This is a genomic window from Thermosynechococcus sp. PP555, from assembly GCF_031583225.1.
Classification (GTDB): domain Bacteria; phylum Cyanobacteriota; class Cyanobacteriia; order Thermosynechococcales; family Thermosynechococcaceae; genus Thermosynechococcus.
In genome coordinates, this window is sequence record NZ_CP134168.1 from 1511602 (window position 1) to 1533565 (window position 21964).

26 protein-coding genes are annotated in these 21964 nt (G+C 52.1%); 15 read left to right on the top strand and 11 right to left on the bottom strand.

Annotated features, from left to right (window positions below; all coding sequences use genetic code 11):
* The first annotated feature begins 73 nt into the window (after positions 1-73).
* A complete protein-coding gene (pgsA, locus tag RHH27_RS07355; protein ID WP_315862926.1) occupies positions 74-574 on the top strand; it encodes a CDP-diacylglycerol--glycerol-3-phosphate 3-phosphatidyltransferase in 501 nt (166 codons plus the stop codon).
* On the opposite strand, the gene RHH27_RS07360 is transcribed toward pgsA, so the two are convergent.
* On the bottom strand, positions 559-2217 hold the full coding sequence (locus tag RHH27_RS07360) for an alpha/beta hydrolase (protein WP_206199587.1): 1659 nt from the start codon (positions 2215-2217) through the stop codon (positions 559-561). The genes pgsA and RHH27_RS07360 overlap by 16 nt on opposite strands.
* A 164-nt stretch (positions 2218-2381) precedes the next feature.
* Between RHH27_RS07360 and rpiA the strand changes: the two genes are divergently transcribed.
* From rpiA to RHH27_RS07375, 3 genes are all read left to right on the top strand, one after another.
* A complete protein-coding gene (gene rpiA, locus RHH27_RS07365) occupies positions 2382-3089 on the top strand; it encodes a ribose-5-phosphate isomerase RpiA (RefSeq protein ID WP_206199588.1) in 708 nt (235 codons plus the stop codon).
* Between the two features lie 135 nt (positions 3090-3224).
* Positions 3225-3659, top strand: a complete 435-nt coding sequence (locus RHH27_RS07370; protein ID WP_302676322.1) for a hypothetical protein — start codon at positions 3225-3227, stop codon at positions 3657-3659.
* Between the two features lie 378 nt (positions 3660-4037).
* Positions 4038-4355, top strand: a complete 318-nt coding sequence (locus RHH27_RS07375) for a hypothetical protein (RefSeq protein WP_302676320.1) — start codon at positions 4038-4040, stop codon at positions 4353-4355.
* A 105-nt stretch (positions 4356-4460) separates the two neighbouring features.
* On the opposite strand, the gene RHH27_RS07380 is transcribed toward RHH27_RS07375, so the two are convergent.
* The 3 genes from RHH27_RS07380 to RHH27_RS07390 are packed head-to-tail and all read right to left on the bottom strand — an operon-like array spanning position 4461 to position 8354.
* Positions 4461-5399, bottom strand: coding sequence for a 5'-nucleotidase (locus RHH27_RS07380; protein WP_225901520.1), 939 nt, complete (start codon positions 5397-5399; stop codon positions 4461-4463).
* Positions 5383-7257: a tetratricopeptide repeat protein gene (locus RHH27_RS07385; RefSeq protein ID WP_302677930.1), complete on the bottom strand. Its 1875-nt coding sequence runs from the start codon at positions 7255-7257 to the stop codon at positions 5383-5385. The genes RHH27_RS07380 and RHH27_RS07385 overlap by 17 nt, the downstream gene beginning before the upstream one ends.
* 2 nt (positions 7258-7259) lie before the next feature.
* Positions 7260-8354 carry a glycosyl transferase gene (locus RHH27_RS07390; protein WP_302677931.1) on the bottom strand — a complete coding sequence of 365 codons (1095 nt, stop codon included), beginning with the start codon at positions 8352-8354 and terminating at the stop codon, positions 7260-7262.
* 303 nt (positions 8355-8657) lie between these two features.
* Between RHH27_RS07390 and RHH27_RS07395 the strand changes: the two genes are divergently transcribed.
* Both RHH27_RS07395 and RHH27_RS07400 read left to right on the top strand, forming a co-directional pair.
* Positions 8658-9155: an orange carotenoid protein N-terminal domain-containing protein gene (locus tag RHH27_RS07395; RefSeq protein ID WP_206199593.1), complete on the top strand. Its 498-nt coding sequence runs from the start codon at positions 8658-8660 to the stop codon at positions 9153-9155.
* Between the two features lie 79 nt (positions 9156-9234).
* A complete protein-coding gene (locus RHH27_RS07400) occupies positions 9235-9651 on the top strand; it encodes a nuclear transport factor 2 family protein (protein WP_302677932.1) in 417 nt (138 codons plus the stop codon).
* Here the strand turns inward: RHH27_RS07400 and RHH27_RS07405 are convergent.
* The 3 genes from RHH27_RS07405 to RHH27_RS07415 form a co-directional block, all read right to left on the bottom strand.
* Complete coding sequence (locus tag RHH27_RS07405) at positions 9620-9994, bottom strand: hypothetical protein (protein WP_286625667.1); 375 nt, start codon at positions 9992-9994, stop codon at positions 9620-9622. The genes RHH27_RS07400 and RHH27_RS07405 overlap by 32 nt on opposite strands.
* Before the next feature lie 91 nt (positions 9995-10085).
* Positions 10086-10604, bottom strand: coding sequence for a phosphohistidine phosphatase SixA (sixA, locus tag RHH27_RS07410; protein ID WP_206199596.1), 519 nt, complete (start codon positions 10602-10604; stop codon positions 10086-10088).
* Positions 10605-10638: 34 nt separating this feature from the next.
* Positions 10639-11898, bottom strand: coding sequence for a bifunctional oligoribonuclease/PAP phosphatase NrnA (locus RHH27_RS07415; protein ID WP_206199597.1), 1260 nt, complete (start codon positions 11896-11898; stop codon positions 10639-10641).
* 113 nt (positions 11899-12011) lie between these two features.
* On the opposite strand from RHH27_RS07415, the gene RHH27_RS07420 reads away from it, so the two are divergent.
* Positions 12012-12920, top strand: a complete 909-nt coding sequence (locus RHH27_RS07420; protein WP_302677933.1) for a ChaN family lipoprotein — start codon at positions 12012-12014, stop codon at positions 12918-12920.
* 1 nt (position 12921) lies between these two features.
* On the opposite strand, the gene RHH27_RS07425 is transcribed toward RHH27_RS07420, so the two are convergent.
* Entirely contained in the window at positions 12922-13602 is a 681-nt protein-coding gene (locus RHH27_RS07425; protein WP_302677934.1) for a response regulator transcription factor, read from the bottom strand.
* A 145-nt stretch (positions 13603-13747) separates the two neighbouring features.
* Here RHH27_RS07425 and RHH27_RS07430 point away from each other — a divergent pair, with 145 nt between their 5' ends.
* Entirely contained in the window at positions 13748-14479 is a 732-nt protein-coding gene (locus RHH27_RS07430) for a hypothetical protein (RefSeq protein ID WP_302677935.1), read from the top strand.
* A 23-nt stretch (positions 14480-14502) separates the two neighbouring features.
* Here the strand turns inward: RHH27_RS07430 and RHH27_RS07435 are convergent, their stop codons facing one another.
* Positions 14503-15192: a hypothetical protein gene (locus RHH27_RS07435; RefSeq protein WP_302677936.1), complete on the bottom strand. Its 690-nt coding sequence runs from the start codon at positions 15190-15192 to the stop codon at positions 14503-14505.
* A gap of 465 nt (positions 15193-15657) precedes the next feature.
* Between RHH27_RS07435 and coaD the strand changes: the two genes are divergently transcribed.
* A complete protein-coding gene (gene coaD, locus RHH27_RS07440) occupies positions 15658-16164 on the top strand; it encodes a pantetheine-phosphate adenylyltransferase (protein ID WP_302677937.1) in 507 nt (168 codons plus the stop codon).
* Positions 16119-16757, top strand: a complete 639-nt coding sequence (locus RHH27_RS07445; protein WP_206199603.1) for an ATP synthase F0 subunit B — start codon at positions 16119-16121, stop codon at positions 16755-16757. The genes coaD and RHH27_RS07445 overlap by 46 nt, the downstream gene beginning before the upstream one ends.
* A 25-nt stretch (positions 16758-16782) precedes the next feature.
* Here RHH27_RS07445 and RHH27_RS07450 read toward each other — a convergent pair whose 3' ends face one another.
* Positions 16783-17742 (bottom strand): alpha-E domain-containing protein, encoded by a 960-nt coding sequence (locus tag RHH27_RS07450; protein WP_302677938.1) that lies wholly within the window; start codon positions 17740-17742, stop codon positions 16783-16785.
* 57 nt (positions 17743-17799) lie between these two features.
* Here RHH27_RS07450 and RHH27_RS07455 point away from each other — a divergent pair, with 57 nt between their 5' ends.
* The 5 genes from RHH27_RS07455 (at position 17800) to murQ (ending at position 21521) form a co-directional block, all read left to right on the top strand.
* Complete coding sequence (locus tag RHH27_RS07455; RefSeq protein WP_206199605.1) at positions 17800-18132, top strand: DUF565 domain-containing protein; 333 nt, start codon at positions 17800-17802, stop codon at positions 18130-18132.
* 27 nt (positions 18133-18159) lie between these two features.
* Positions 18160-18402, top strand: coding sequence for a hypothetical protein (locus RHH27_RS07460; RefSeq protein ID WP_302676312.1), 243 nt, complete (start codon positions 18160-18162; stop codon positions 18400-18402).
* Between the two features lie 128 nt (positions 18403-18530).
* Positions 18531-19559: a pyruvate dehydrogenase (acetyl-transferring) E1 component subunit alpha gene (pdhA, locus tag RHH27_RS07465; protein WP_206199607.1), complete on the top strand. Its 1029-nt coding sequence runs from the start codon at positions 18531-18533 to the stop codon at positions 19557-19559.
* Positions 19560-20028: 469 nt separating this feature from the next.
* Positions 20029-20598: a glyoxalase-like domain protein gene (locus tag RHH27_RS07470; protein WP_206199608.1), complete on the top strand. Its 570-nt coding sequence runs from the start codon at positions 20029-20031 to the stop codon at positions 20596-20598.
* Positions 20595-21521, top strand: coding sequence for an N-acetylmuramic acid 6-phosphate etherase (gene murQ, locus RHH27_RS07475; protein ID WP_302677939.1), 927 nt, complete (start codon positions 20595-20597; stop codon positions 21519-21521). The genes RHH27_RS07470 and murQ overlap by 4 nt, the downstream gene beginning before the upstream one ends.
* On the opposite strand, the gene RHH27_RS07480 is transcribed toward murQ, so the two are convergent.
* On the bottom strand, positions 21518-21814 hold the full coding sequence (locus RHH27_RS07480) for a hypothetical protein (RefSeq protein ID WP_206199610.1): 297 nt from the start codon (positions 21812-21814) through the stop codon (positions 21518-21520). The two genes, murQ and RHH27_RS07480, sit on opposite strands and share 4 nt — an antisense overlap.
* Positions 21815-21964: the final 150 nt, after the last annotated feature.

Sequence of the window (21964 nt, forward strand, 5' to 3'; positions counted from 1 at the left end):
CTGCTCGGTGAAAGAAAATTAGCTCCCTCCCGGTGAGGGGGTTTTCTTTTTATCTTCGGGAATAGCGATGCCCTTGACTCTACCCACAGCAATTACCCTTGCGCGCCTGTTGATCGTGCCCGTGATAGTGGGTCTGCTCTCGTTGAATCACAGTGCCGTGTACCGTTGGTGGGGGGTGGGTTTATTTTTGGTGGCAGCCCTCACGGATTGGCTGGATGGCTACATTGCTCGCCGTCTCAATCAGGTGACGGATTTGGGCAAGGTGCTGGATCCGCTCGTGGATAAGTTGCTAATCTTGGTGCCCCTGTTGCTGTGCATTGAATGGGGAGAGGTGCCCGCATGGTCTGTGGCGTTGATCCTCTTTCGGGAACTAGGCATTGCTAGTTGGCGGGTTCAGCAATCTCAAATTCAGGGCGCCAATCTCTGGGGTAAAGCAAAAACCCTTAGCCAGATTATGGCCGTGGCATTGCTTCTCGCTCCCTTACCGCCTAGTTGGCAGGGGGGAATCCTCATTGTTTATGGGGGGGCGATCGCCCTCACACTGATTTCTGGGGCACTTTATCTTCGTGGTTGAGTGCCAATGCGCCCCGCGAGCACCTCCTGCAACTGCTGGGGATTGATGCGATCCACCCAATAGGCTTGAAAAGTGGGCTGGGTCACCTGATTGACAAAGGTTTGACTCAGGAATGGACGCAAGGACTCGTTTTTTTGATTAAAGACGCCAAAGAAAGCCCCCGCCAGTCCCTTGAAAAAGGGCTGTGCCAACTGTGGGTTCGGGCCAATGAGATCATTGGGAACCGGTAATACTCCCGCTTCACTGACCCCCACTGCCGAGAAGTGGGTACCGGGCACGAGCATGGCAAGGTACTTGGGCTGCGCCTGTAACCATGTAAAAGGCCAGATCTGCTCCTCTAAGGGTGGCGCAAAGACATCCCGACTACTGGAAACAATGAGTGTGGGCACCTTGATATTGGCCATGCCCCGTTCGCCAATGAGGATACTACTCACTGGATTGACGGCAATCACAGACCTGACCCGTGGATCCGCCGGTGTAGAGGGCACAGCGGCAAGACCGAGACTACGACATTGCAGGGGCACTGAGATATTAAAGATAAAGAGATCACGAGCGGCTGCTAGACAGCGTTGTTTGACGGCATTCCAGTCAACAGTCCCCCCTGCTGCCGCCAACACGGTAAAGCCCCCCATCGAGTGGCCAAATAGCCCCACATTATTGGTGTCAATTTTTAGGGCTGGATTTTTCTGAACTAACGCCGCGACAGCATCCACACCAAATTTCAAATCCAAGGGGCGCTGTGCCCAATCCTTTGGCAAGTTCTCGTAGTCGAGGGGTGCCCCGGAGAGAAAACTATTAATTCGGCTGGCATCCGAACCGGGGTGAGTGACTGCCAAAACTGCCAATCCATGACTGGCCAAGTGCTCTGCTAAGTAGGCAAACGTCGTGCGGTCTGAGGCTAAACCGTGGGAAATGACGATGAGGGGGGCTGGTGCGATCATCCCTATGGGGACATAGAGATCTGCGGGAATGAGGCCTGTGGTGCGATTGGGATTGGTGAATTCAAGTTTTTGCTTTTGCCACTGGAAGGGTCCTTTTTGGGCAGGATTAAGGCCACTGGCAGGCAGTGGCGTTCTTGGTTGGAGTTGCGCCAAGCGTTCGATAAAGTCTTGCGCCCGCTGTTCTTGATTCACTGCACGGGTAAAGGCACCCACTGCCTTCAGACCGAGTTCACCATTGACTTTAACACTCTTGCCGGGAAAGGCTTGTAGTACTGAGAGCAGGGTAATGCCTGCGGGGGAACTGGCGGCGGTTTTCAGGGCTTCCCCAAGGGCTGGGCCTCCATTGACATCATTATCTGCCCGAATAACTTGGCCAATGCGCTCTAAAAAGCTTTGACCAATGGGACTTTTGACAAACTGGCTAACGGTTGTTGGTTCTAAGTCCATGCGTGTGGTCAAGCCTTCGCGCAAGTTGGATTCTTGAGCGTTGGGAAGTAGCCGAATTAAAAATCTTAGCTCCGAACTCGCATTCCCCGTTTTGGCAAATGTGGCAAGGTCACTCACTTGGATGTTGAATGTGCCGAAGGGCGGATAAACAAGGCTAATTTGCTCGGCAGCCAGTCCCGCCTGTGCCCAAACGGTTGCTGCTGCGCCCAACAGAGAGAACCACTGCCATTTTTTCCGCGTGCGCGCGATCGCCATCCCTGAGATACCCTCACTTAATCACTAGCATTATCGTTGTTTGCAACGTCACCTGCAACTCCAAGGACTGGCAGCCTGAGGGCTAGGTTCCGACTCTCTGAAAAGGGCTGTAAAGGGCGGCCGCTATGGTATTGTGCTTTTGGAAAAAATGAGGGAATTTGCCCATGAGTGAGGATGCAGTCAAGCAAATGAAGCAGGCCGTTGCCAAAGCTGCTGCCGATCGCGTGCAGTCTGGAATGATTGTTGGCTTGGGCACTGGGTCAACCACGGCCTTTGTCATTCAATTTTTGGGCGATCGCCTGCGCAATGGGGAACTGAGCAACATCGCTGGTGTGCCCACCTCGTTTCAAGCCTCTGTCCTCGCCAAAAAGTATGGCATTCCCCTAGTCACCCTTGATGATGTGGAGAAATTAGACATCGCCATTGACGGTGCCGATGAAGTTGATCCCGCCAAAAACTTGATCAAAGGGGGTGGGGCGGCTCATACCCGTGAAAAAATTGTTGATTCCCTTGCGGATCAGTTCTTGGTGGTGGTGGACAGCAGTAAACTGGTGCAGAAATTGGGTTCTACCTTCCCTGTGCCCGTGGAAGTGTTACCCTTTGCCGTGGCTCCGGTGACTCGTGCCCTGAAAGCTCTTGGGGGGCAGCCTGAACTGCGCATGGGGGTGAAAAAAGATGGCCCAGTGGTGACGGATCAAGGCAACCTTGTCCTTGATGTCAAATTTGATGACATTTCTAACCCCGCCGAACTAGAGAAAACGATGAACAACATCCCCGGTGTTGTCGAAAATGGCCTGTTTGTCAACGTGGCCGATGTCATCCTCATTGGTGAGATTGTGGATGGCCAGCCCCGTGTGCGTGAAATGGCCTAGCAGTTTTTCCATTTCCTGCGAGGAAGCAACAGTTACTTTCCGGTGATCAATCTCTCAACCCATCAGTGATTGAGGTCTCAGGCGGCGACAGGATTGCCATCAATAATTGGGGTATCCACTCCATAGGAGCCTCCAATGTCTCTCCACTCCTTCACCCGTCGGTTGATCACCCTAAGCAGTATTGTGGTTTCAGGTGTTGTGGTTGCTACTACGGCAGCACAGGCAAACCCACCGATTATCGTCAACTGCAACAGCAGTGGCCAAGTTTGCGATCAAATGGCGCATTACAACTTCCGCTCTGAAAGTCCGTATTGGGATTATGCCCTCCAAGTCACTGCGCCTGCTACCCACTGCTCGGAAGTGAAATATTTCACCACCAATCGTCAGGGACAGCGGGTCGAAACGGAGTTCCTTGGCCCCAACCGTTCAGCCTTTTTGCCCATTGGTGGCAACTGGGAGCGGGGGAATCACACGATTCAAATTGGGGCGATTGGACGGCAAGGTGGCTGTAATGTAGGCACGCTCAGTTCATGGGGCATCCAAGTGCAGCCTGCCGTTGTTCCCCGCTAATGAGGAATAAACTCCTAGAAACTTAACTCATCTTCATCTATTCAAGGGTCGGTGGCAACGACACTGACCTTTTTTTGTGCTTATTTTTAGCGCACTTTACCAATTTTCATTTATTTTACTTCCGCGTTAGTATAGCCTCTCCCTGAGCGGATTGCAGCCCCCTGTTCCGAGGGATCCCCTGCGAGGGGTGTCAAATTATTTTCTACAAAGCTACTAAAAATACTCAAAGCCTCCTATAGAGAGACTCCGAGGGATTCAACGCCAAAATCAGACTTTAGGAAATTTGAATAGATCCGTCGGCAGAGAAAACTTAATTGAACTCTTGGGGGCGATCGCTCGTCAAATTATTGGGAAAAATTCTACTTGAGGATTTGTACCATGCGATTGCGTTGGTTGGTATTGGCATTAGGAGTGGCAGGAATGTTGAGCACAGGAGCGATCGCCAGCCGTGCTGGTAAGGAGGTGCCCGCCACGCTTACGGGTCGAATTACGGCGGTTGTTGATGATGATGAAGTCTTACTTGAGGCCAATAACCAACGCTACAAGCTCGATCTACCGGATGCCTGCAAACCTGCCCTGCGCAATGGCGTTCTTAGGGTGGGCGGCGTTGTTACTGCCAGTGGCAAACTTGAACTTGATGATCGCGAGCTAGATGTTTCCGTTGTTCAGATGAATGGGCGTCGGGTCTGCCCATAATAAATGCCGCCAGCGTACTGCACTGCCAATAGCACTGCTTGGTGGTACGGGGAATTGCGGTCAAGTTCCGATAGCGATATTGGAAGCCTTCACGATACCCTTGGGTTAGGGAGGGAGAATGTCACAATTGCGCACACCAAAGGGGACATGCACTGAGGGAATCGAACCCGCTGCTGATTCTAGATGGGTCAGTTGATCATCAAAGAAGATATGCGGTTTGAGTTGCTTGAGAACCCGTATTTTCTCCATACCGCCAAGGAAAAAGGTTTCATCCGGCATGACGCCCCAACTGTTGAGGGTGGTCACCACCCGTTCACTAGCAAGGATATTGCGTGCGGTCACAATCGCAATCCGTAACAGCCGCTGATAGCTGGCATCCTGCTGCTCTTTTGCCATTTCCAATTGTTGAAAGGCTGCCAGTTTCTTAAAAAGATCACTCAAGGGTCCCGGATTATGGGGAATGTTGGCCTTTTGCAGTTCATGGGCTTGAAATTGCTCGAGATCCCCTTGGCGAAAGACGGCTTCCGCTTCATCATCCGCTAGCACACCATCAAAGTCAAAGGCAATCCGTAACTCAGCATCGTCTTCGTGATCGGTGATGGGCGATCGAATCACCATGCCCGCTGGATACCCAGCCGCGATCGCCTGCTGCACGTCCTTGGCATTTGCCGAGAGAAACAGAGACACATTAAAGGCAGGAATGTAGGGATGGGGGGATTTGCCGCCCAAAAATGCGGCGCGGGTAATGTTCAGACCGTAGTGCTGAATTGAATAGAAGACCCGCTGACCAGTATCGGGATCGTTTCTGGAAAGGAGCACGACCTCCACGGGTTCTTGTTCGGGATAGGCACGGTTGAGATTCAAGAAGCGGCGAATAAAGGGAAATGCCACCCCCTTCGGCAAGACATCGTATTTCCTTTCCCGCTGAAATTGGCGGTACTTTTCGGTCCCCTCATTGCGAAAGACATCATCCGCCTCCCCCAAATCAAAGAGGGCACTGGAGGCCACCGCAATCACTAATTTCTTCTCAATTGGATACCCCATTGCTGAGCATCCGATAGTGGGATTCAAGAGCAGTCCGCAATTGGGCGATCGCCCCTTGCCAATCACCCCGCTGGGGCTGACGAATTAACTGCGCCGAAGGATACCAAGGCGATCGCGATCGCTGCCAGAGCCACCGCCAATCCGCCACACAGGGCAACAGGATCCACAGGGGCTTCCCTAGGGCACCCGCCAAGTGTGCCACAGCCGTATCAATTGTTACCACAGCATCCAACTGCTGGATCAACAGCGCCGTATCCAGAAAATCCCCCATGTAGGGCTGGCAGTCAATCACTCCCGCCTGCTGCAATTGTTCACCCTCGAGGCGCGATCGCTCCTTTTGCAGGCTATACCATTGGACATCAAATTCCCGCAGCAGAGGCAGGAAGTACTCAAGGGGACAAGACCGCTGCGCCGTGGTGCGCGTTTGACTATGGCTAGCCCAGACCAAACCAATCCGCGGTTTGGACACATGAAAAATACTGCGGGGCAGGGGGGTGGGTAACTGAAAATAGGGACTGAACTTGGGAAAGTGGTCTTTATCAATACCTAGGTAGCGCGGCAGACTCAGCAGGGGGGTATGGTAATCAAAGGGGGGAGGCGTCTCCTCGGTGCTTATCACTTCAATCCCCGGCAGTGTTTGACAAAGACGCACCAAGGGCGGGTAAGCAGCAAAAATCACCCGTTGGGCACGCCGCCCCATCAAGGGCAGTAAGCGCACAAACTGAATGCAATCCCCTAGCCCCTGCTCACTATAGACAAAGAGGGTTTTCCCCTCTAGGGATTGACCTTGCCAACGGGGTTGCGGATAGGTGCGTAATCCTCCAGTGGGTTGCTGCCAGCGCCATTCATATTCTTCCCATCCCTCTGGGAAATGTCCCAGCAGCAGCAGCACAAGGGCAAAGTTGAGGCGCACATCCACTGCATCGGGGTCTAAGGCAACGGCCTGGCGAAAGTGATGGAGAGCTGCTTGCGGATCCCCCGTTTCCAAGAGCGCTGTGGCCAACCCGGCATGAGCCGCACCATTGAGGGAGTCAAGACTCAGACAGCGTTGGTAGTAGCTGATTGCTCCCGTAAAATCCGCTTCGCTGAGGCAAATTTGACCCAGTTGCAATAGCGCCTGTTGGTGCTTGTTATCCCGCAGGAGCACTTCTTGGTAGCGATCGCGCGCCGCCGCGAGGTTACCCTGTAGATGCAAAGCGTACCCCAGATTGTAGTGGGCTGCCAACAGTTCTGGATTAGCACTCAAGGCGGCCTGAAACTGGCGAATCGCTGCCTCATAATTTTTCAGTTCAAGATAGACACTGCCCAGATTGTTGTGGACATCGGCTTGACCCGCTTCAAGGTACAGTGACTGTTCGTAGCAAGCACTCGCTTCTGTGAGTTTGCCTTGGGCGTGTAGGCAGAGGCCTAAGTTATACAGCGTTGTGGGCAAGTCGGGATTCAAGGATAGGGCTTTTTGGTAGCAGGCGATCGCCCGTTCAGTGTCCCCCAAGTCCAGATAGGCATTTCCTAAGTTGCTATGGGCTTCCACCCACTCCGGCTTCACCTCAAGGGCGCGTTGGTAGTGGGGTAGCGCAGCCGCCGGTTGGTGCAGCAAATCATGGAGAACAACTGCCAAGCGATAATGGGAAGGGGCATGCCACGGCTCAAGGGCAATAGCCTGCTCATAGGCTGCCTGTGCCTCAAGGGGCTGTGCCAGTTGTTCAGCAATTAACCCCAATAGGTAATAGGCCTCTGGCTGCGGGGTCTCTTCAATAACTTGACGTGCGCACTGTTGTGCTCCGCTCCAGTGCTGTTGTTGATACAGTTGCCAAGCCTTTTTTAGCAGCGAGGCGGTTCGCCATCTAAAGATACCCACGGCTATTGTGATGAGCAGTTATTCAAATAATAGGCAACAGCGGTGGCGATCATAGAATTGCCATTGAGATCCAAGGGGGTGGGGTCTTGGGGCGGCTGGGGTTCTGCGTGCAAAAAGTGCCAGTGACCACCAAAAAATTCTTCATGGGTGAGAATTTGATGGAAATGATGTGCCTGCAATCCCGCCACCAAAACAGGCCCTTCAGCAAAATCATCACGACGAATCGTTGCCACCGGTACCCCCAAGCGACAGGCCTCCGCGTAGGTGCCATAGCCGGGCTTGGACACGACTCGACCACAGAGAGGCATCACATCCACCGGCCGCAATTGACGGCCACAGAGCTTCCGTAGGTTCGGTAAGTCCTCAGGGGCACTGGTATCAAAGGTAAGGAACTGCCAATCGGGAAACCCCTTGAGGGTCTCATAGGGAATCGCTTGCAAGCTCAGGCCGCCAAAGGTTAAAAGAACTGTGCGATCGCGGGGAGTGGTGAGGCCAAGGCGCCGCCGCAACTCCTCTGGCTCAAAACGCGGTTCGGCTCCCGTCAGTCCCACGGATTCCTTGTGGGGAAAGGCATTGAGGGGTTCCGCAAAGGGCAGTTGAAACAAGCGATCGCACCCGCTATAAAGATTACTCACCCAATCCGCAATCTCGCTAAAGTCACCGCCAAAGGAGCGATAGATAAAATCCCAGCCAAAGTTACTAACCATCCAACAGGGCACCCCCGCTGCATGGGCGATCGCCACCGCCAAAGGGGGAATATCCGCTAGCACCAACTGTGCCCGATTTTGCTGAATAAACTCTGCCTCGGCGCGGATCAACTCAGGGGCTGCCGCCTGAAGTTCCAAGAGCTTGGCACGGGTTGCAGGCAAATCCATTTGCAAACTATCGGCTTGTACGACCCCCAGATCAAGGGCACGGGGACGATGAATAAACTCCCCCTCCAGATTCGCCTGCAACAACCAATAGGGAGCTGCCGTCACGATCAGTGGCAAGAGATCCGGCACTTGGCGGCGAATGGCATTCACCAGCGCCGTTGTCCGCGCCACATGACCAAAGCCATGGTTTGTGATTGCCACGTAGAGGGTCGGTCGAGCCACAGGTGTGTTCTTGCCAAAACCGATGCAATCTTAACATTTGTAACAACTCTCGATTGGTGTGCCAAACCGCTTTTTTCTGAAGAAGTGCGAACAGGCGGGGAACAGATGGCTCAAATCAGACCCGTCTCGCTCTGGGTGGCTATAATAGATTTATTTCATTCTATTCAAATGAAGCATAAGATAGATTTATTACTGGTATTTATAAACTTGTGTTGCTTTTTATGAAGATATGTAACATACTGTTGACTAGGAGGCAGAGATAAGCATAGCAACACGCTAGACGTTCAACATCTCTGAAGCTGTATGACCTATACCACCGATACTCGTTTCACTCCCTCGACACTGGCCACAGCCGTTCAAGAGGTTACCACTCTTTTCAACTGCCTGAGTGTGGATGACAAACTAGGACTTCTGTGGTTCATCTACACCGAAACGGGTCGTTCGATTACAGCCGCCGCTCCCGGTACGGCTCGCCTACAACTGGCGGAAGGGCTGCTCAATCAGGTCAAAGCACTCAGTTTCGATGATCAACTTCAATTCATGCGCGACTTGGTGGCCAATGTGGACACCCCTCTCACCCGTGCCTACGGTGTCTTTAGCCCCAACACCAAGCTCGCCTTCTGGTATCAACTGGCAGAACTGATGAAACAGGGGTTTGTGGTACCTGTGCCCCCCGGTTATACCCTCAGCCGCGATGCCGATCGCGTGTTTGCAGCCATCAAAGCCCTTGACTTTGGTCAACAGATTACTGTCCTGCGGAATGCAGTGGTCGCCATGGGGGTGGATCCACTTGCCGTCTAATTAAGATGCCATGGGTTACGCAAGGGGGCAATGTGCTCCCTTTTTTTGTCCAGATACAAACCACTGAGGAACTGAAACCATGACCCATCCTGTTCAAGGAAGTCCCATTCTCGGCATTGATGAGCCAACTATAACTGCCTATTTTGCTGCCCTCAATGAGGAACGCTACGAAGATGTGGCCGCCCTGTTTGCTGAAGAAGGAGTTCTCTATCCGCCCTTTGAGGATGCCGTGGTGGGTCGGGGGGCGATCGCCCATTATCTCCACCTTGAAGCCGTGGGTATGCGGGCAGAACCCCTTAAAGGAGAACTACTAAGCACAGAGGGCACAGAACGTCGCTACCGCCTTGTGGGTAAAGTTACACTCCGCCTTTTTAGCGTCAATGTGGCTTGGCAATTTGGCCTCAATGCTGAGGATCAAATCACATTTGTGAAAGTGGATTTGCTGGCAACCTTGGAGGAACTCCTCAACTATCAGCCTCTACGTCAGCAGCGCTAGGGCGACCGGGAAACACCTCGGACTCTAAGGCCTCCACGCGATCGCGCAAATTGTGGAGAATGCCCGAATGACTCAGGCGCACCGCTGCCAACTGTTCCCGTAGGCGATCGTAGTTTTCGGGCAGTTGTTGGCGCAGATGAATCACTTCACGGCTAAGGGCATTCACCCGTCGCTCTAGATCCGCCAGCCGTTCAGGCAAATGCTCCGCTTGAATATAAAACTTGCAGACAATGTCAACAATTGCCGCTTCAAGGCTAGTAAATTGATGCTCCCGCTGATAGGCATACAGCCAACTGAGAACATCGGGCGGTAAATGCTCCGTAATTTCCGACTCAGAATTCACGATTCTATCCTGTGGCAGGCTGTACTTCTATTGTGTCGCTTTAGGGAGAGCAGTGGCGAGAGGGTCGAAGCATCGGAATGGACACCTGTAGTCAGGCAAGGCCACTGCCATTGAGTAAAAACTTGGGAGGCGTCAGCCAAAAGAGTTGACTATTACCAAGGGGATCGGTTTCTGGAATCTGCAGGCCAATAATGCCGGCTTTCTTGAGCTGGAGGTGTCCCAAGGCTTTGCCACAGATGAGCAGTTCTGCCCAGTGACTAAGATTGGGTTCATGACCCACGGCAATCAGGGCTCCCTCATGGTCTTGACGCCAGTGGTTCAGCCACTGCAGCCAATCTGGCAAACGACCGCTTGGCGCCAACAGGTCAGAAATCATCAGATCGGGGGCAACCCCCACTTCAAGGAGAATTTCTGCGGTTTGCCGTGCCCGCACTAGTGGGGAGGAGAGAATCAGTTCTGCTTCAATGCCTAGATCCAATAACCGCCGCGCAATCTGCTGGGTTTTCTTTTCGCCTTTGGCCGTCAGGGGGCGATCGCTATCACTGCCTTCAAACACTTCCCGTTCGACCGCGATTCCGTGGCGGAAAAAAAAGACTGTTAGCTCCGTCATAAAGACCTAAAACTTGATTACTACAAACAGTGCCTTACTCCGTACCGTGGAGGACATTGTTCTTCGGATTGACGAGGTGGAGGAGCTTCTGCTTAATCTGCGTATCGTAAACGCTCCACTTGAGTTTAGCGTATTCTGGATTTTCATTGAGACCCGACAAGAAGCCCACGGGAATTTCAAAACCGCCGGCCTGGGAGCGACCGCCACCAAAGAAGCGTCCTTGGCGATCCTTACCAAAGGCCTCTTTGATAAATTCGTCGGGGTCAAGGGTAATTTTTGTTGTGCGCAGCGAACCGATAATCAGTTCCACTTCTTCATCTTCGTCGTGGACGAGGCCATAGACAACGGCAGTGTGGACGTTCTCTTCAGTCACAAGGAAATCCGCCGCTTGGGGAATGGCATCGCGGTCTTCGTAGCGGATATAGCCCACGCCAGAAATTGAGAAATTGTTGTGAATGGAGCGGTTTTTCAGCGATCGCTCGATCACATCCATCACCTGCTTCGAGCGGTGGGACTGCAAAATGGTGTTCAGCAGTTGATAATCAATAAAACGACTCAGGAAGGCGGCTGCGAGAAAGTCCTCTTCTTTGGCTTGTTTGAGGCAATCGGTGTCAGAGCGCAGGCCATGCATCAGAGCCGTGGCACATTTCACGTGAACTGGGTTACTACTGTCGAGGGTGAGTAGCCCCGCTTGCAGGTATTGGGTAAAGATGGTAGCCGTGGCGCGGGTCGTGGGTCGAATGTCTGTAAACTCGGCTTGAATGACTTCTTGGAGACTGTGGTGATCAATGATGGCGATCGCGGGCAGGCCTGCCTCCTGTACCATGGGCAGCAATTGACTGGTGGTGCCTTGGTTGTCAATGAGAACGTAGCCTTGGTAACAGGTACAATCCCGCTGATCTTTATTTTTCGTACCTTGCACCGCCCAGCGCACAAGGGGCATCCCCGTCAGCCGCACTAGGGTGATATTCTCCTGATGGCTCAGGGCACCGGCGTAGGCAATATCGCACTGAATCTCAAACTGCTCAGCAATAAGCTTATAGGTCCATGCCGAAGAGAGGGCATCGGGGTCAGGAAAATCTTGGAGAATAATCAACTGCCGCGTACCGCGATGGCGTTCCAACATTTGCCGCAGCGCTTCGGCACGAGGGTCACTCAAGCGAACTTCCGCCTTGGCCAATTCTGTAGAGGTCGTCTCCGATTTCACCAGTGCGTTACCATTCAGTTCAGGATGAGTAGAACCGACGTCACTGGCAGCAGGGTCACTGAGTTCAAGTGGATAGGGAGATTGCATAGTTGTTTCAGCGTTGGATAACAGGGTTGAACCCAATGGGGAACGCGCAGAAGATAATTGTCGTCACCATACCGTCAACGACTCTATCTCGATCTTGGCAGATATTTTATCGTTTGGCATCCCCCCTTGGACAGCGGTTGCGCCAGTGGCGATCGTCCCCTGCTTGGCAGCCTTTAGCTTTTACTTTAGCGATCGCGCTGTTTTTGGCGGGAACCCACAGTGTGAAAGCGCAGCAGGTGTGGCGAGGCAGTGAATTGGTATCCTTGCAGCGAGCCTACGATGAGTGGCAGCAGAAACACATCCTCTATTTGGGTGAAACCCATGACAGCGCTGCTGACCATCAGGCGCAACTGTTGATTTTGCAGGAATTGCAACGGCGGGGTCGCCCCCTAGCGATCGCCCTAGAAATGATGCAGCGCCCCTTTCAAAGCGCCCTCGATGCCTACATTGGCGGTGAAATTACGGAAATGGAATTGCTGGAGCAAACCCAATATGCTCAGCGCTGGGGCTTCCCTTGGTCGCTGTATGCACCGATTTTTCGCTTTGCCAAGGAGCAGCAGATTCCCCTAATTGCCCTAAATACGCCCACCGAAGTCACCCGCCAAGTGGCACGCCAAGGTCTCGAGAGCTTAGGGGAAGATGATTTTCGCTATATTCCACCCCTATCAGATATTGACTTGAGCAACACTGCCTATCGCGATCGCCTGCAGGAGATTTTTGTTGCTGCCCATCAAGGGATGAGCCACAGTATGAATTTTGACTTCTTTTACCAAGCTCAAGTCCTTTGGGATGAAACCATGGCCAAAGTCATTGCTAAACAGCATCAGCGGCATCCCGATCGCCTGATTGTGGTGCTGACAGGGCGGGGTCATGTTTATTTTGGCGATGGCATTCCCCAACGGGTACAGCGACGGCTCTCCCCCAACCTCCGCCAAGCAATTATCCTCCTCAACCCGACAGCAACGGAAAAAGCCAAACCCCGCATTGCCGACTGGTTCTGGCAAAATGATCCCTCTCTCTAACCTAATCAGCCAAGCCATGTTCAAGGGCAAAGCGCACGAGTTCTGTGCGGCTACTGGTACCGGTTTTCACAAAGAGGCGACTGACATACTTTTCAATATTGCGAACACTGGTATTCAGTTGGCTGGCAATTTCCTTATTCATCAGACCCTTGACCACCAGTTGCAGCACACTGGCTTCGCGGGGGGTGAGATCCAGTTGAATTGGGGGAGCCGTGGGATTGCGTTTGCCCTGTTGGACGAGCATTGCCCGCAGTTCGGCAATTTGTTGGGCTAGATTGGCCAGATTGGGTTCGGTCTCATCGCGAGCAGCCGCTTGCCGCCGCAGCAGATTTTTAATGATGGCCACCAGTTCATCGGGGTCAAAGGGTTTGGCTAGGTAGGCATCACAGCCAGCATCATACCCTTGGATGCGATCGCGCTTCATGCCCCGCGCTGTGAGGAAGATAACGGGAATATGGTTGAGATGGGGCTGTTGGCGCACTGTTTCCAAAAAAGCATAGCCATCCATCTGCGGCATCATAATATCCGTAATAATCAGGTCGGGCACATTGGTTTCTAGATACTCCAGAGCCGCTTGACCATTGGCCACTGCTGTCACCTCAAAGCCACTGTCCTCTAAATAGGCCGTTACCGCCTCGCGCACCCCCGGCTCATCATCCACCAGCAATAATTTTGCTGTCATTGGCTGTCTCCTATGCCCGTAGGACTTAATTTACAGCCCTTTTCACACGGATGGAATACGCTCAGCCAGTGCTCATCTGTGTACCCCAGAAAAGGACTGTATTTATGCTCTAACATAATTGGCAATACCTAGGTGGAATAATTGAATGGCGATTATTGCGCTGCGGGCATGGTACCTACCGCAGTATGAACCCCTCGAACACATCGAGCAACGTCCCCACGATCTACGGCTCAACAAAAGTAGCTTGCTGAAAACGGCATTGCGGGCAGATTTTCTCGATGACTTAGAAACGGTGCAGCGTTCGGAGTGGTTTCAACGCTATCGCCTTGGGGAAACGGTGGAATTTTATATTGAGGGCAGTGGCAGCTATACAATTGCCAACATTGATGTTCTCAGTCATGAAATCTATTTCATCAAGAGCGATCGCCTGAGTTACTTGGAACCAACCCTCTTTTTCAGTGCCGCCGATAGCCCCAGTAGTGACGAGATTCGCACCGCCCTCAAAGCATTTGTGACCAATACCCCTAGTCGCTTCCCCTTGGAACTGGTCGAAAGCCCACGCTCAGCCACGGCTCCTCTGCGTCTGGATAGTCCCGTGATCACCCAATTGCGTCGCTCACTGCTCTTTATTGCAGATGGGAGTGGGAATGAACAGTTGCATGCAATGGTTGCCCTCGAACTGGGCTATGCCCTAGCCAGTAAACGCCGCAATCAACTCCTTGTTATTCAGCAGGAGCACCCCAGCCAGCGGGCGCCTCTTCCCATTGAAGTTCCCAGTCGCCAGCGCCTCATCTATAGCGATCCCCCAGAGTTAAGGGAAAAGTTGCCCTTGGTGTTGCAAGGACTCCTAAAACCCTTTGAACTCTTTCGGGAATAGTTCAGGCAATTTAATTTCAAGCATTAATGAACCAGACTGCAGAGCAGGTGGGAAGGCACCCCCGCAGCCAATAGGAGCTGTGGTAGGTCTGGCACGATGCGGCAGCACTGCTGCATGAAATCGTGAATCCACTGTTGCAGCGTTTCTGCTTCATGATTTGTTAACAATCTGTCGGTGGCAGTAAATTGGCGGTTATGGAACTGCTCCACTTGAATTTGCACCAACCAACTTTCACGTGGCCGTGTCACTAACCAATAGTTTGTGACAATCCTTTTACCAAGGTAGCGCGCTGCCACTTCCGTAATTTGCTGGCAGTACCCATAGTAATCAGCAAGGGTTAGGGCTTCAGGGTTCGCGGAAGCCAGAGGCGGTCTATCTTTTGTTTCTTTTGTTTGAGCAAATTGGCTAAAGAAGGACGTCAAAACCGCTAAGGTGTTGGCAGAGACAGGGAGCTGGAGGCCAATGAGGTCAAAAATTTTCTGCTCAATGTATTGCAGCTGCAGTGTTTGATTAGGCTCACTCTGTTCTATTTTTTCATGTAACTCAATCAGAAATTCTAATTGGTTAAGCTGTGGGTATGTTAAGTTATCTAAATTAATGTAGCGGTCTAGGTATTCTTGCTCACTAGGGTCATCACCCCTATGGGACTGAACCGCAGGATGCTCCGCTAGCAGGTTTCGGAGCTTGTAACGAGTCACTGGAGAAACATTCATAGCAAATCCCCTTCAGGACTAAAATCAGGAAACAACATTAGGTTGAGTCGAAGAGTTCAGCTTCTGGAATTGTTAAATCCTAAGATTAGGAATCAAGATCTTAGGTTCCCAGCAGATGCAGTTGACAATTGTCTACTGTCAAAGGAAAGATGTAATTGCAGTTGCGTGAGATATACCATTCACTTATAAATCTAAGAATTTGAATTGTCAAGTATCTATTGATACAAGCAGCTTTTATTTACTGTTCTTTAGAATAACTGCTATATAAAGCTGCAAGTTTTAAGCAATAGTTTACATTCGTTTATATTGAACCCAAATTAGGTATCCCAGACTACATCTACGACAGCTGAGTGGCTTGCCGACCCTTATCAGGTAGGGCATGCACTGTCCCTAAAAATCAGGGATGATTGTTTTACAAGCATTTTTTCTCTGACTTTCAACTTCTGACCCTTTATTGAGCCGCCTATGCTTGCTGTTTATCCTGGAAGCTTTGATCCCATTACCCTAGGGCACTTGGACATTATTGAGCGGGGTGCTCGTCTCTTTAGTGAAGTGATTGTGGCGATCGCCCATAACCCTCAGAAAAAAGCCCTCTTTAGCGTGGCGCAGCGGATCAAACAAGTGCAGGCGGCAACTGTCCACTTAAAAAATGTGCGGGTGGATACCTTTGATGGCCTCACCGTTGAGTACGCGCGATCGCAACAGGCAACAGTTGTTCTGCGGGGGCTACGGGTTCTGTCGGACTTTGAATACGAGCTGCAGATGTCCCACACCAATAAAAGCCTCTGGCCAGAGATTGAGACCGTGTTCCTCACCACGTCCAATGAGTATAGTTTCTTAAGTAGTAGCTTAGTAAAAGAAATTGCCCGATTTGGCGGTAATGTTCGTCATCTAGTACCAGCCACTGTTGCAAAGGATTTAGAAGCATGCTTTACTCAAACGCCGATCGCATCTCAACGACCACTGGAGTAAATGAAGCGCTTGATGTCCCTTCCGTACCGCTGCAACTCCTGCAACAATTGGAAAAGCTAGAAGAACTCCTGATTCTCGAAGGGACGAAGATCCCGCTGACCGGCCGCAAACTCATTGATGAAGAGCAGATCCTAAACCAACTTGCCCACATTGAACAGGCGATCCCCGAATCAGTGAAGACAGCGCAGCGGATTCTCAATCAGCGGGATGAGATCATTAAACAGGCCCAGCACCGCGCCCAAGAAATTATCCGTGCCGCAGAGCAACGCGCTGCCCAAATTGCCGATGAACTGCGGATTCGCCAGCAGGCAGAACTCGAAGCCCAAAAAATTCGCCAGCAGGTGCAGCAAGAGGTGGAGTTTATGCGCCAGCGCGCGATCGAGGAAATCAATCTGCTACGGCAAAACACAGAAAAAGAACTAGCCCATCTGCGCCAAGTGACCCGCCATGAATGTCAAGAGCGGCAACAGGAAGCGGATGCCTATGCCGATCGCACCCTTGCGGAAATGGAACGCCAATTCAAGGAAATGCTAGCGGTGATTCAAAATGGGCGCCAATACCTCAAGCAGCACCAAGCCCACCGTCAACCCTAGGCAATACCCCAATTCAATTGTCATGCTAGCGGGCTTTCACAGGCTCTAGGGTAAAAAACGTTTGAAAAATTTGCGTATCCACCTCATTCATTTGCTGCTGCAAGTGATCGAGGAACTCGTGCATGCCTTGACCAATAATTTCATCAATCGTCAAATAGTCCAGTTGCGATCGCAGGCGTCCCAGTTGGCGTTCCACGGGCTGGTGCCAGCTCCCCAAGGGCGTCCCTGTAATTTTGTAGAGGGATTTTTCCACCTGCAACAGACAAAAGCGGATCGCGCGGGGAAACTCGGCATCGAGAATCAAAAACTCTGCGACCCCTGCGGGTGTAATCCGATGCGAACCCCGTTTACGATACATCTCATAGGCACTGGCGGACTTGAGGAGCGCAATCCAACCCAATTCATCAATGGGCGTGCCCACATCTTCCACTGAGGGCAACAGCAGATAGTATTTCACATCGAGAATCCGCGAGGTCTTATCGGCTCGCTCCAGTAGCCGCCCCATTTGACCAAAGTGCCACGCTTCATTGTGGCTCATCGTACTATCCATCACGCCGGCAAAAAGGTGACTGGCCTGTTTCACTTGCTCCAAAAAGCTGGCAATCTCCAATTGATCCGGGGCTTTAGCCGCCTCCCGCACCATTGTGTAGAAGGCATTCACCTGCTGCCACATTTCTGAGGAAATCACCTCGCGAATGGATGTGGCATTCTCCCGTGCCGTCCGCAGACAGGAGATGATCGAGTTGGGATAGGTGGTGTCAAAGGTGAGGAACTGAATCACATTTTCAGCCGTGGCCGTGCCATAGTGTTCCTGAAAAAAGGGCAAATCCCCCGTTGTTAGCACTAGGGGATCCCATTGACTTGAAAGACTCGTGGGCAGATCCAGCAGCATGTTCAAGTTGACATCAACAAAACGAGCAATATTCTCTGCCCGCTCAATGTAGCGATTTAACCAATAGACCGCATCGGCGACACGACTTAACATATACTGGCAAGCATTCACTCTCTGCCCACTCTAGCAACCTTTTCCCGTCCTGAGTATATGCAGCAAACCCGTCTTAATACCCTGCTTGATCGTTTAGGCGCCGGGATTCAGGAGCAGTTAAAAAATCCGTGGCGACGGCTAGCAACACTGAGTATTGCCTTTCTCTTTGGGGTGTTCTTGGGCTTAGCCATTTCCTCGAGTGCAGGTCAATTGGGCTATTTAGATATTGTGGCCTCGAGCATCGTAGCAATTATTGCTGAAGTGATTAGTGCTATGTTCTATAGCGATCGCTGGAAACTGCGGCAAACTCTCTTTGGCGAAATTCTCAATGCCTTGAAGTTCGGTCTCCTCTATGGTTTGTTCCTCGTTGCCTTCCTTCTGGGAAGTTAGTTGCTAATTCAATTGGAAACCTCATGAATGAGTATTGCGGCAATTTTAATCGCCATTCCCGACAATGAACCGCCAGCAGACCTTGAAGCACTCATCGCAGCCGCAGAGGAAGGAGACTTACCCAGTTGCATCCTAGAAACTGCATGGCACGGTCTGCAAACGACCCTAGCAAAACGTTTTGACCAGAGGCAATGGCTGCTGCCCACATCTATCCTGCTTCTCTTTTTAGCAAACCAGCAAGGGGCAGGAATACTCATTTACTGTGATTAGCCGAGGCTGGCATTCCCTTGTTACTCTCATATTTAAGAAAAGGGCTGTAATTTGAGTACAATAGTGTGATGCCAACGGCGGCTTGCCCTGTTGGTACGGCGTTTACCCTAAGTTGATCACTGCCTGCTATGGTTCAAGAGCGTAGTCTGCCCTCTTTGTCCATTCCCCAAACCACGATTACTCGTGAGCAGGGGTTAATGCTCTATGAAGATATGGTACTGGGGCGCACCTTTGAAGATAAGTGTGCCGAAATGTACTACCGGGGGCGGATGTTTGGCTTTGTCCACCTCTACAACGGTCAAGAGGCAGTCTCTACAGGTGTAATCAAGGCGATGCGTCCCGATGATTACGTGTGCAGTACCTATCGCGATCACGTTCATGCCCTGAGCGCCGGTGTTCCTGCCCGTGAAGTAATGGCTGAACTCTTTGGCAAGGCGACGGGGTGTAGCAAAGGCCGGGGCGGCTCAATGCACCTCTTTTCTGCTAAGCATAATCTCTTGGGGGGCTTTGCCTTTGTCGCTGAGGGGATTCCAGTCGCAACGGGGGCAGCCTTTCAGACGATGTACCGCCGTCAGGTGATGGGCGATGCCAAGGCCGATCAGGTCACCGCTTGCTTCTTTGGTGATGGTGCCAGCAATAATGGCCAGTTCTTTGAGTGCTTGAATATGGCAGCCCTCTGGAAATTACCCATTCTTTTCGTGGTGGAAAATAACAAGTGGGCGATCGGTATGGCCCATGAGCGTGCCAGTTCCGAAACAGAAATCTACAAGAAGGCCAAGGTCTTTGGCATGGTGGGTGAGGAAGTAGATGGCATGGATGTGCTGGCGGTGCGTACAGTGGCTGAGGCAGCGATCGCCCGCGCCCGTGCCGGTGAAGGCCCCACCCTAATTGAAGCTTTGACCTACCGTTTCCGGGGGCACTCCCTTGCCGATCCCGATGAACTGCGCTCCAAAGAAGAGAAAGAATTTTGGCTGAAGCGCGATCCGATCAAAAAGCTGGGTGCCTACCTCGTGGAGCAGGAACTGGCCACTAGCGAAGACCTGCGTGCCATTGAGCAAAAAGTACAAGCGATTGTGGATGATGCTGTGGCCTTTGCCGAGGAAAGTCCTGAGCCTAAGCCCGAAGAACTCTACGACTACATCTTTGCGGATGAATAGGTTGGGCCGCTGCCAGCAACGGGGGCATTGCCCGAAAAATAGGACAATTTTGCAACAGGAGCAAACTCACGCGGTAAAACGGTTCGGACAATCTCGGACAAAGCAATATCCCACTGTTGGCCAAGTCCACCGAACACTAGGAAACAATGCCTAAGAAGCAACCGCAAACACAAATAAGTGGAATTTGGCATGTTGCAGGGGGCTGGGGTGTTGTCTTTTGGTAAACACTCGTCTGGCGAAATGCGCTGAGGGGCATAGCTCACAACGACAGTTCTAGGGGAAACTCGTGTTTAAGAGAACATTATTTACAGATTAAGGGATTATAACCTAGCCCCACCCCCCTACAGCCCTTGGCTGATCCCAGTCTCAGCAACGTCAAGAATATATTTTTATCAATGAATAAACCATTGCTGGGTTTGTTGACTAGGATAGTCACTAGAATAAAAGGAGCTTTCCCTAGAACATTGGCATGTTGTTGACTCCTCCTTTGTTTGCTTGGCTGGATGGTCTCTGGGATGGGGTATTCTCCACCCAAGGGATCATGATCATGCTGCTGATGGGCTACGCAGGGGCGATGTGGCTCTTTTTGTCCAGTGCCCCCAAGGTCTATACGATCATGGTCTCGGATTTGGAGCACGCGCGGCAGTTCTACGAGCAGGAGTTGCATTTGCCGATCGCTGATGTACCGCTGCACTACTACTACAACTATGAGCAAACCCTTGGCGTGGCTTCGATGGATCCGCTCTATGTGCCCTCGGCCTTGAGCTACAGCAGCCCCAAGCGCCCCAGCCCTAGTGATGGGTTGTGGTACCAACTCAAGAAAAATACGCAACTGCATGTCATTAGTGGTGCCAGCAAGGGGGAACGCCACCGTCAGCGCCATGTCTGCTTTGACCGTGAGTGCCTCGAACTCCTATTACTGCGGATTCAACGGCGGCAGTTGCGCTACAAAATGCGCAGCGATCGCCCCCTCAATTTCCTTGTCAAGGACTACGACGGCACCGTGATTGAAATGGCAGAAATTTCGGCGCGGCCATGACAGACCTCCAAGAACTCCCTAGTCGTGGTCATCTCTTGACGGAGCAGATCAATCCCGCCAGCCAGAATCTGGATCAGCTCACTCCCTTGGAACTAGTTGATCTGTTTAATCAGGAAGATGCCCAAACGCTGCGGGCGATCGCCCAAGCCCGCGAGGCCTTAGCCCAAACCATTACCGCCACAGCAGTCCGCCTCCGCCAAGGGGGACGCCTCTTCTACGTTGGTGCCGGCACCAGTGGTCGCTTGGGGGTTTTGGATGCTGCGGAATGTCCACCCACCTTTTGTACACCGCCCCATTTGGTTCAAGGCATTCTGGCCGGCGGTGAGGCTGCCCTTGTGCGCAGTTCCGAAGGCCTTGAGGATCGCTACGAAGATGGCGCCGCCGTGGTGGGCGATCGCCAGATTACTGCCCAAGATGTGGTGATGGGTATTACCGCTGGCGGAACCACTCCCTATGTTCATGGGGCACTGGATGCAGCGCAAGCAGTAGGGGCACTTACGGTCTTTATGGCCTGTGTTCCCTCGGATCAGGTACAGCGGGCTGCCGACATTGACATTCGCCTACTGGTGGGGCCTGAACTCCTTGCTGGATCCACCCGTTTGAAAGCCGGTACTGCCACAAAAATGGCACTGAATATCATTTCCACGGGGGTGATGGTGCAGTTGGGCAAAGTCTATGGCAACCGCATGGTGGATGTGGCGGTCACCAATCGTAAGCTCTTGGATCGTGCCCTGCGGATTCTCACGGATCTCACGGGGATTGATCGCGCAGCAGCAGCAGCTCTCCTCGAACGCAGTGGCTACCAAGTGAAGCGTGCCCTGCTCATGTACTGGACAGGACTGGATGCCCTTGCCGCTCAAGCTCTACTCGATCAACACAATGGCCAACTGCACGCGGCCAAAAGTGCTGCCCTGAACCCCTAAATGCCCACTTTGAAGCCAAGACCGCGATTATTGCGGGGTTCCTCAAACTGCCTGTACACCTTTGGATCGGGGCGAGTAGGCACAGGCGAAATCTCTAGGCTGTTTTCAATCTCTGCCATATTACTCGCAGGTGGGACAGCATTGGGGTTTGCCGCAGGATCGGGGGCTGATTGCAGTGCCGATCGCAACTCGGGGCTAACTTGAATCGTGCCAATGGCAGCGGAATTAGCAAAGACAGGTACAGCAGGCAGCATACTGGCAATTACTATCCAAGGGATTGAGGAGAAACGCATAGTAAAGAATCCTCAAGGGGGTTAGAAATTAAGCACTTAAGAACCCCTAACTGCGTTGGGAGTATTCTCTATGTTTTCTATTTTAGGGCAGCCACCTCTCCCTTGGTTGCAGCAAAGGATACCCCCTGTAGTGGCAAGATAACAATAGGA

Excerpts from the sequence above, each read along its gene's own strand:
- RHH27_RS07360 (WP_206199587.1), bottom strand. The coding sequence starts at position 2,217 with ATGGCGATCGCGCGCACGCGGAAAAAATGGCAGTGGTTCTCTCTGTTG.
- rpiA (WP_206199588.1), top strand. The coding sequence starts at position 2,382 with ATGAGTGAGGATGCAGTCAAGCAAATGAAGCAGGCCGTTGCCAAAGCT.
- RHH27_RS07370 (WP_302676322.1), top strand. The coding sequence starts at position 3,225 with ATGTCTCTCCACTCCTTCACCCGTCGGTTGATCACCCTAAGCAGTATT.
- RHH27_RS07375 (WP_302676320.1), top strand. The coding sequence starts at position 4,038 with ATGCGATTGCGTTGGTTGGTATTGGCATTAGGAGTGGCAGGAATGTTG.
- RHH27_RS07380 (WP_225901520.1), bottom strand. The coding sequence starts at position 5,399 with ATGGGGTATCCAATTGAGAAGAAATTAGTGATTGCGGTGGCCTCCAGT.
- RHH27_RS07395 (WP_206199593.1), top strand. The coding sequence starts at position 8,658 with ATGACCTATACCACCGATACTCGTTTCACTCCCTCGACACTGGCCACA.
- RHH27_RS07400 (WP_302677932.1), top strand. The coding sequence starts at position 9,235 with ATGACCCATCCTGTTCAAGGAAGTCCCATTCTCGGCATTGATGAGCCA.
- sixA (WP_206199596.1), bottom strand. The coding sequence starts at position 10,604 with ATGACGGAGCTAACAGTCTTTTTTTTCCGCCACGGAATCGCGGTCGAA.
- RHH27_RS07415 (WP_206199597.1), bottom strand. The coding sequence starts at position 11,898 with ATGCAATCTCCCTATCCACTTGAACTCAGTGACCCTGCTGCCAGTGAC.
- RHH27_RS07425 (WP_302677934.1), bottom strand. The coding sequence starts at position 13,602 with ATGACAGCAAAATTATTGCTGGTGGATGATGAGCCGGGGGTGCGCGAG.
- RHH27_RS07430 (WP_302677935.1), top strand. The coding sequence starts at position 13,748 with ATGGCGATTATTGCGCTGCGGGCATGGTACCTACCGCAGTATGAACCC.
- RHH27_RS07435 (WP_302677936.1), bottom strand. The coding sequence starts at position 15,192 with ATGAATGTTTCTCCAGTGACTCGTTACAAGCTCCGAAACCTGCTAGCG.
- coaD (WP_302677937.1), top strand. The coding sequence starts at position 15,658 with ATGCTTGCTGTTTATCCTGGAAGCTTTGATCCCATTACCCTAGGGCAC.
- RHH27_RS07445 (WP_206199603.1), top strand. The coding sequence starts at position 16,119 with ATGCTTTACTCAAACGCCGATCGCATCTCAACGACCACTGGAGTAAAT.
- RHH27_RS07450 (WP_302677938.1), bottom strand. The coding sequence starts at position 17,742 with ATGTTAAGTCGTGTCGCCGATGCGGTCTATTGGTTAAATCGCTACATT.
- RHH27_RS07455 (WP_206199605.1), top strand. The coding sequence starts at position 17,800 with ATGCAGCAAACCCGTCTTAATACCCTGCTTGATCGTTTAGGCGCCGGG.
- RHH27_RS07460 (WP_302676312.1), top strand. The coding sequence starts at position 18,160 with ATGAGTATTGCGGCAATTTTAATCGCCATTCCCGACAATGAACCGCCA.
- pdhA (WP_206199607.1), top strand. The coding sequence starts at position 18,531 with ATGGTTCAAGAGCGTAGTCTGCCCTCTTTGTCCATTCCCCAAACCACG.
- RHH27_RS07470 (WP_206199608.1), top strand. The coding sequence starts at position 20,029 with ATGTTGTTGACTCCTCCTTTGTTTGCTTGGCTGGATGGTCTCTGGGAT.
- murQ (WP_302677939.1), top strand. The coding sequence starts at position 20,595 with ATGACAGACCTCCAAGAACTCCCTAGTCGTGGTCATCTCTTGACGGAG.
- RHH27_RS07480 (WP_206199610.1), bottom strand. The coding sequence starts at position 21,814 with ATGCGTTTCTCCTCAATCCCTTGGATAGTAATTGCCAGTATGCTGCCT.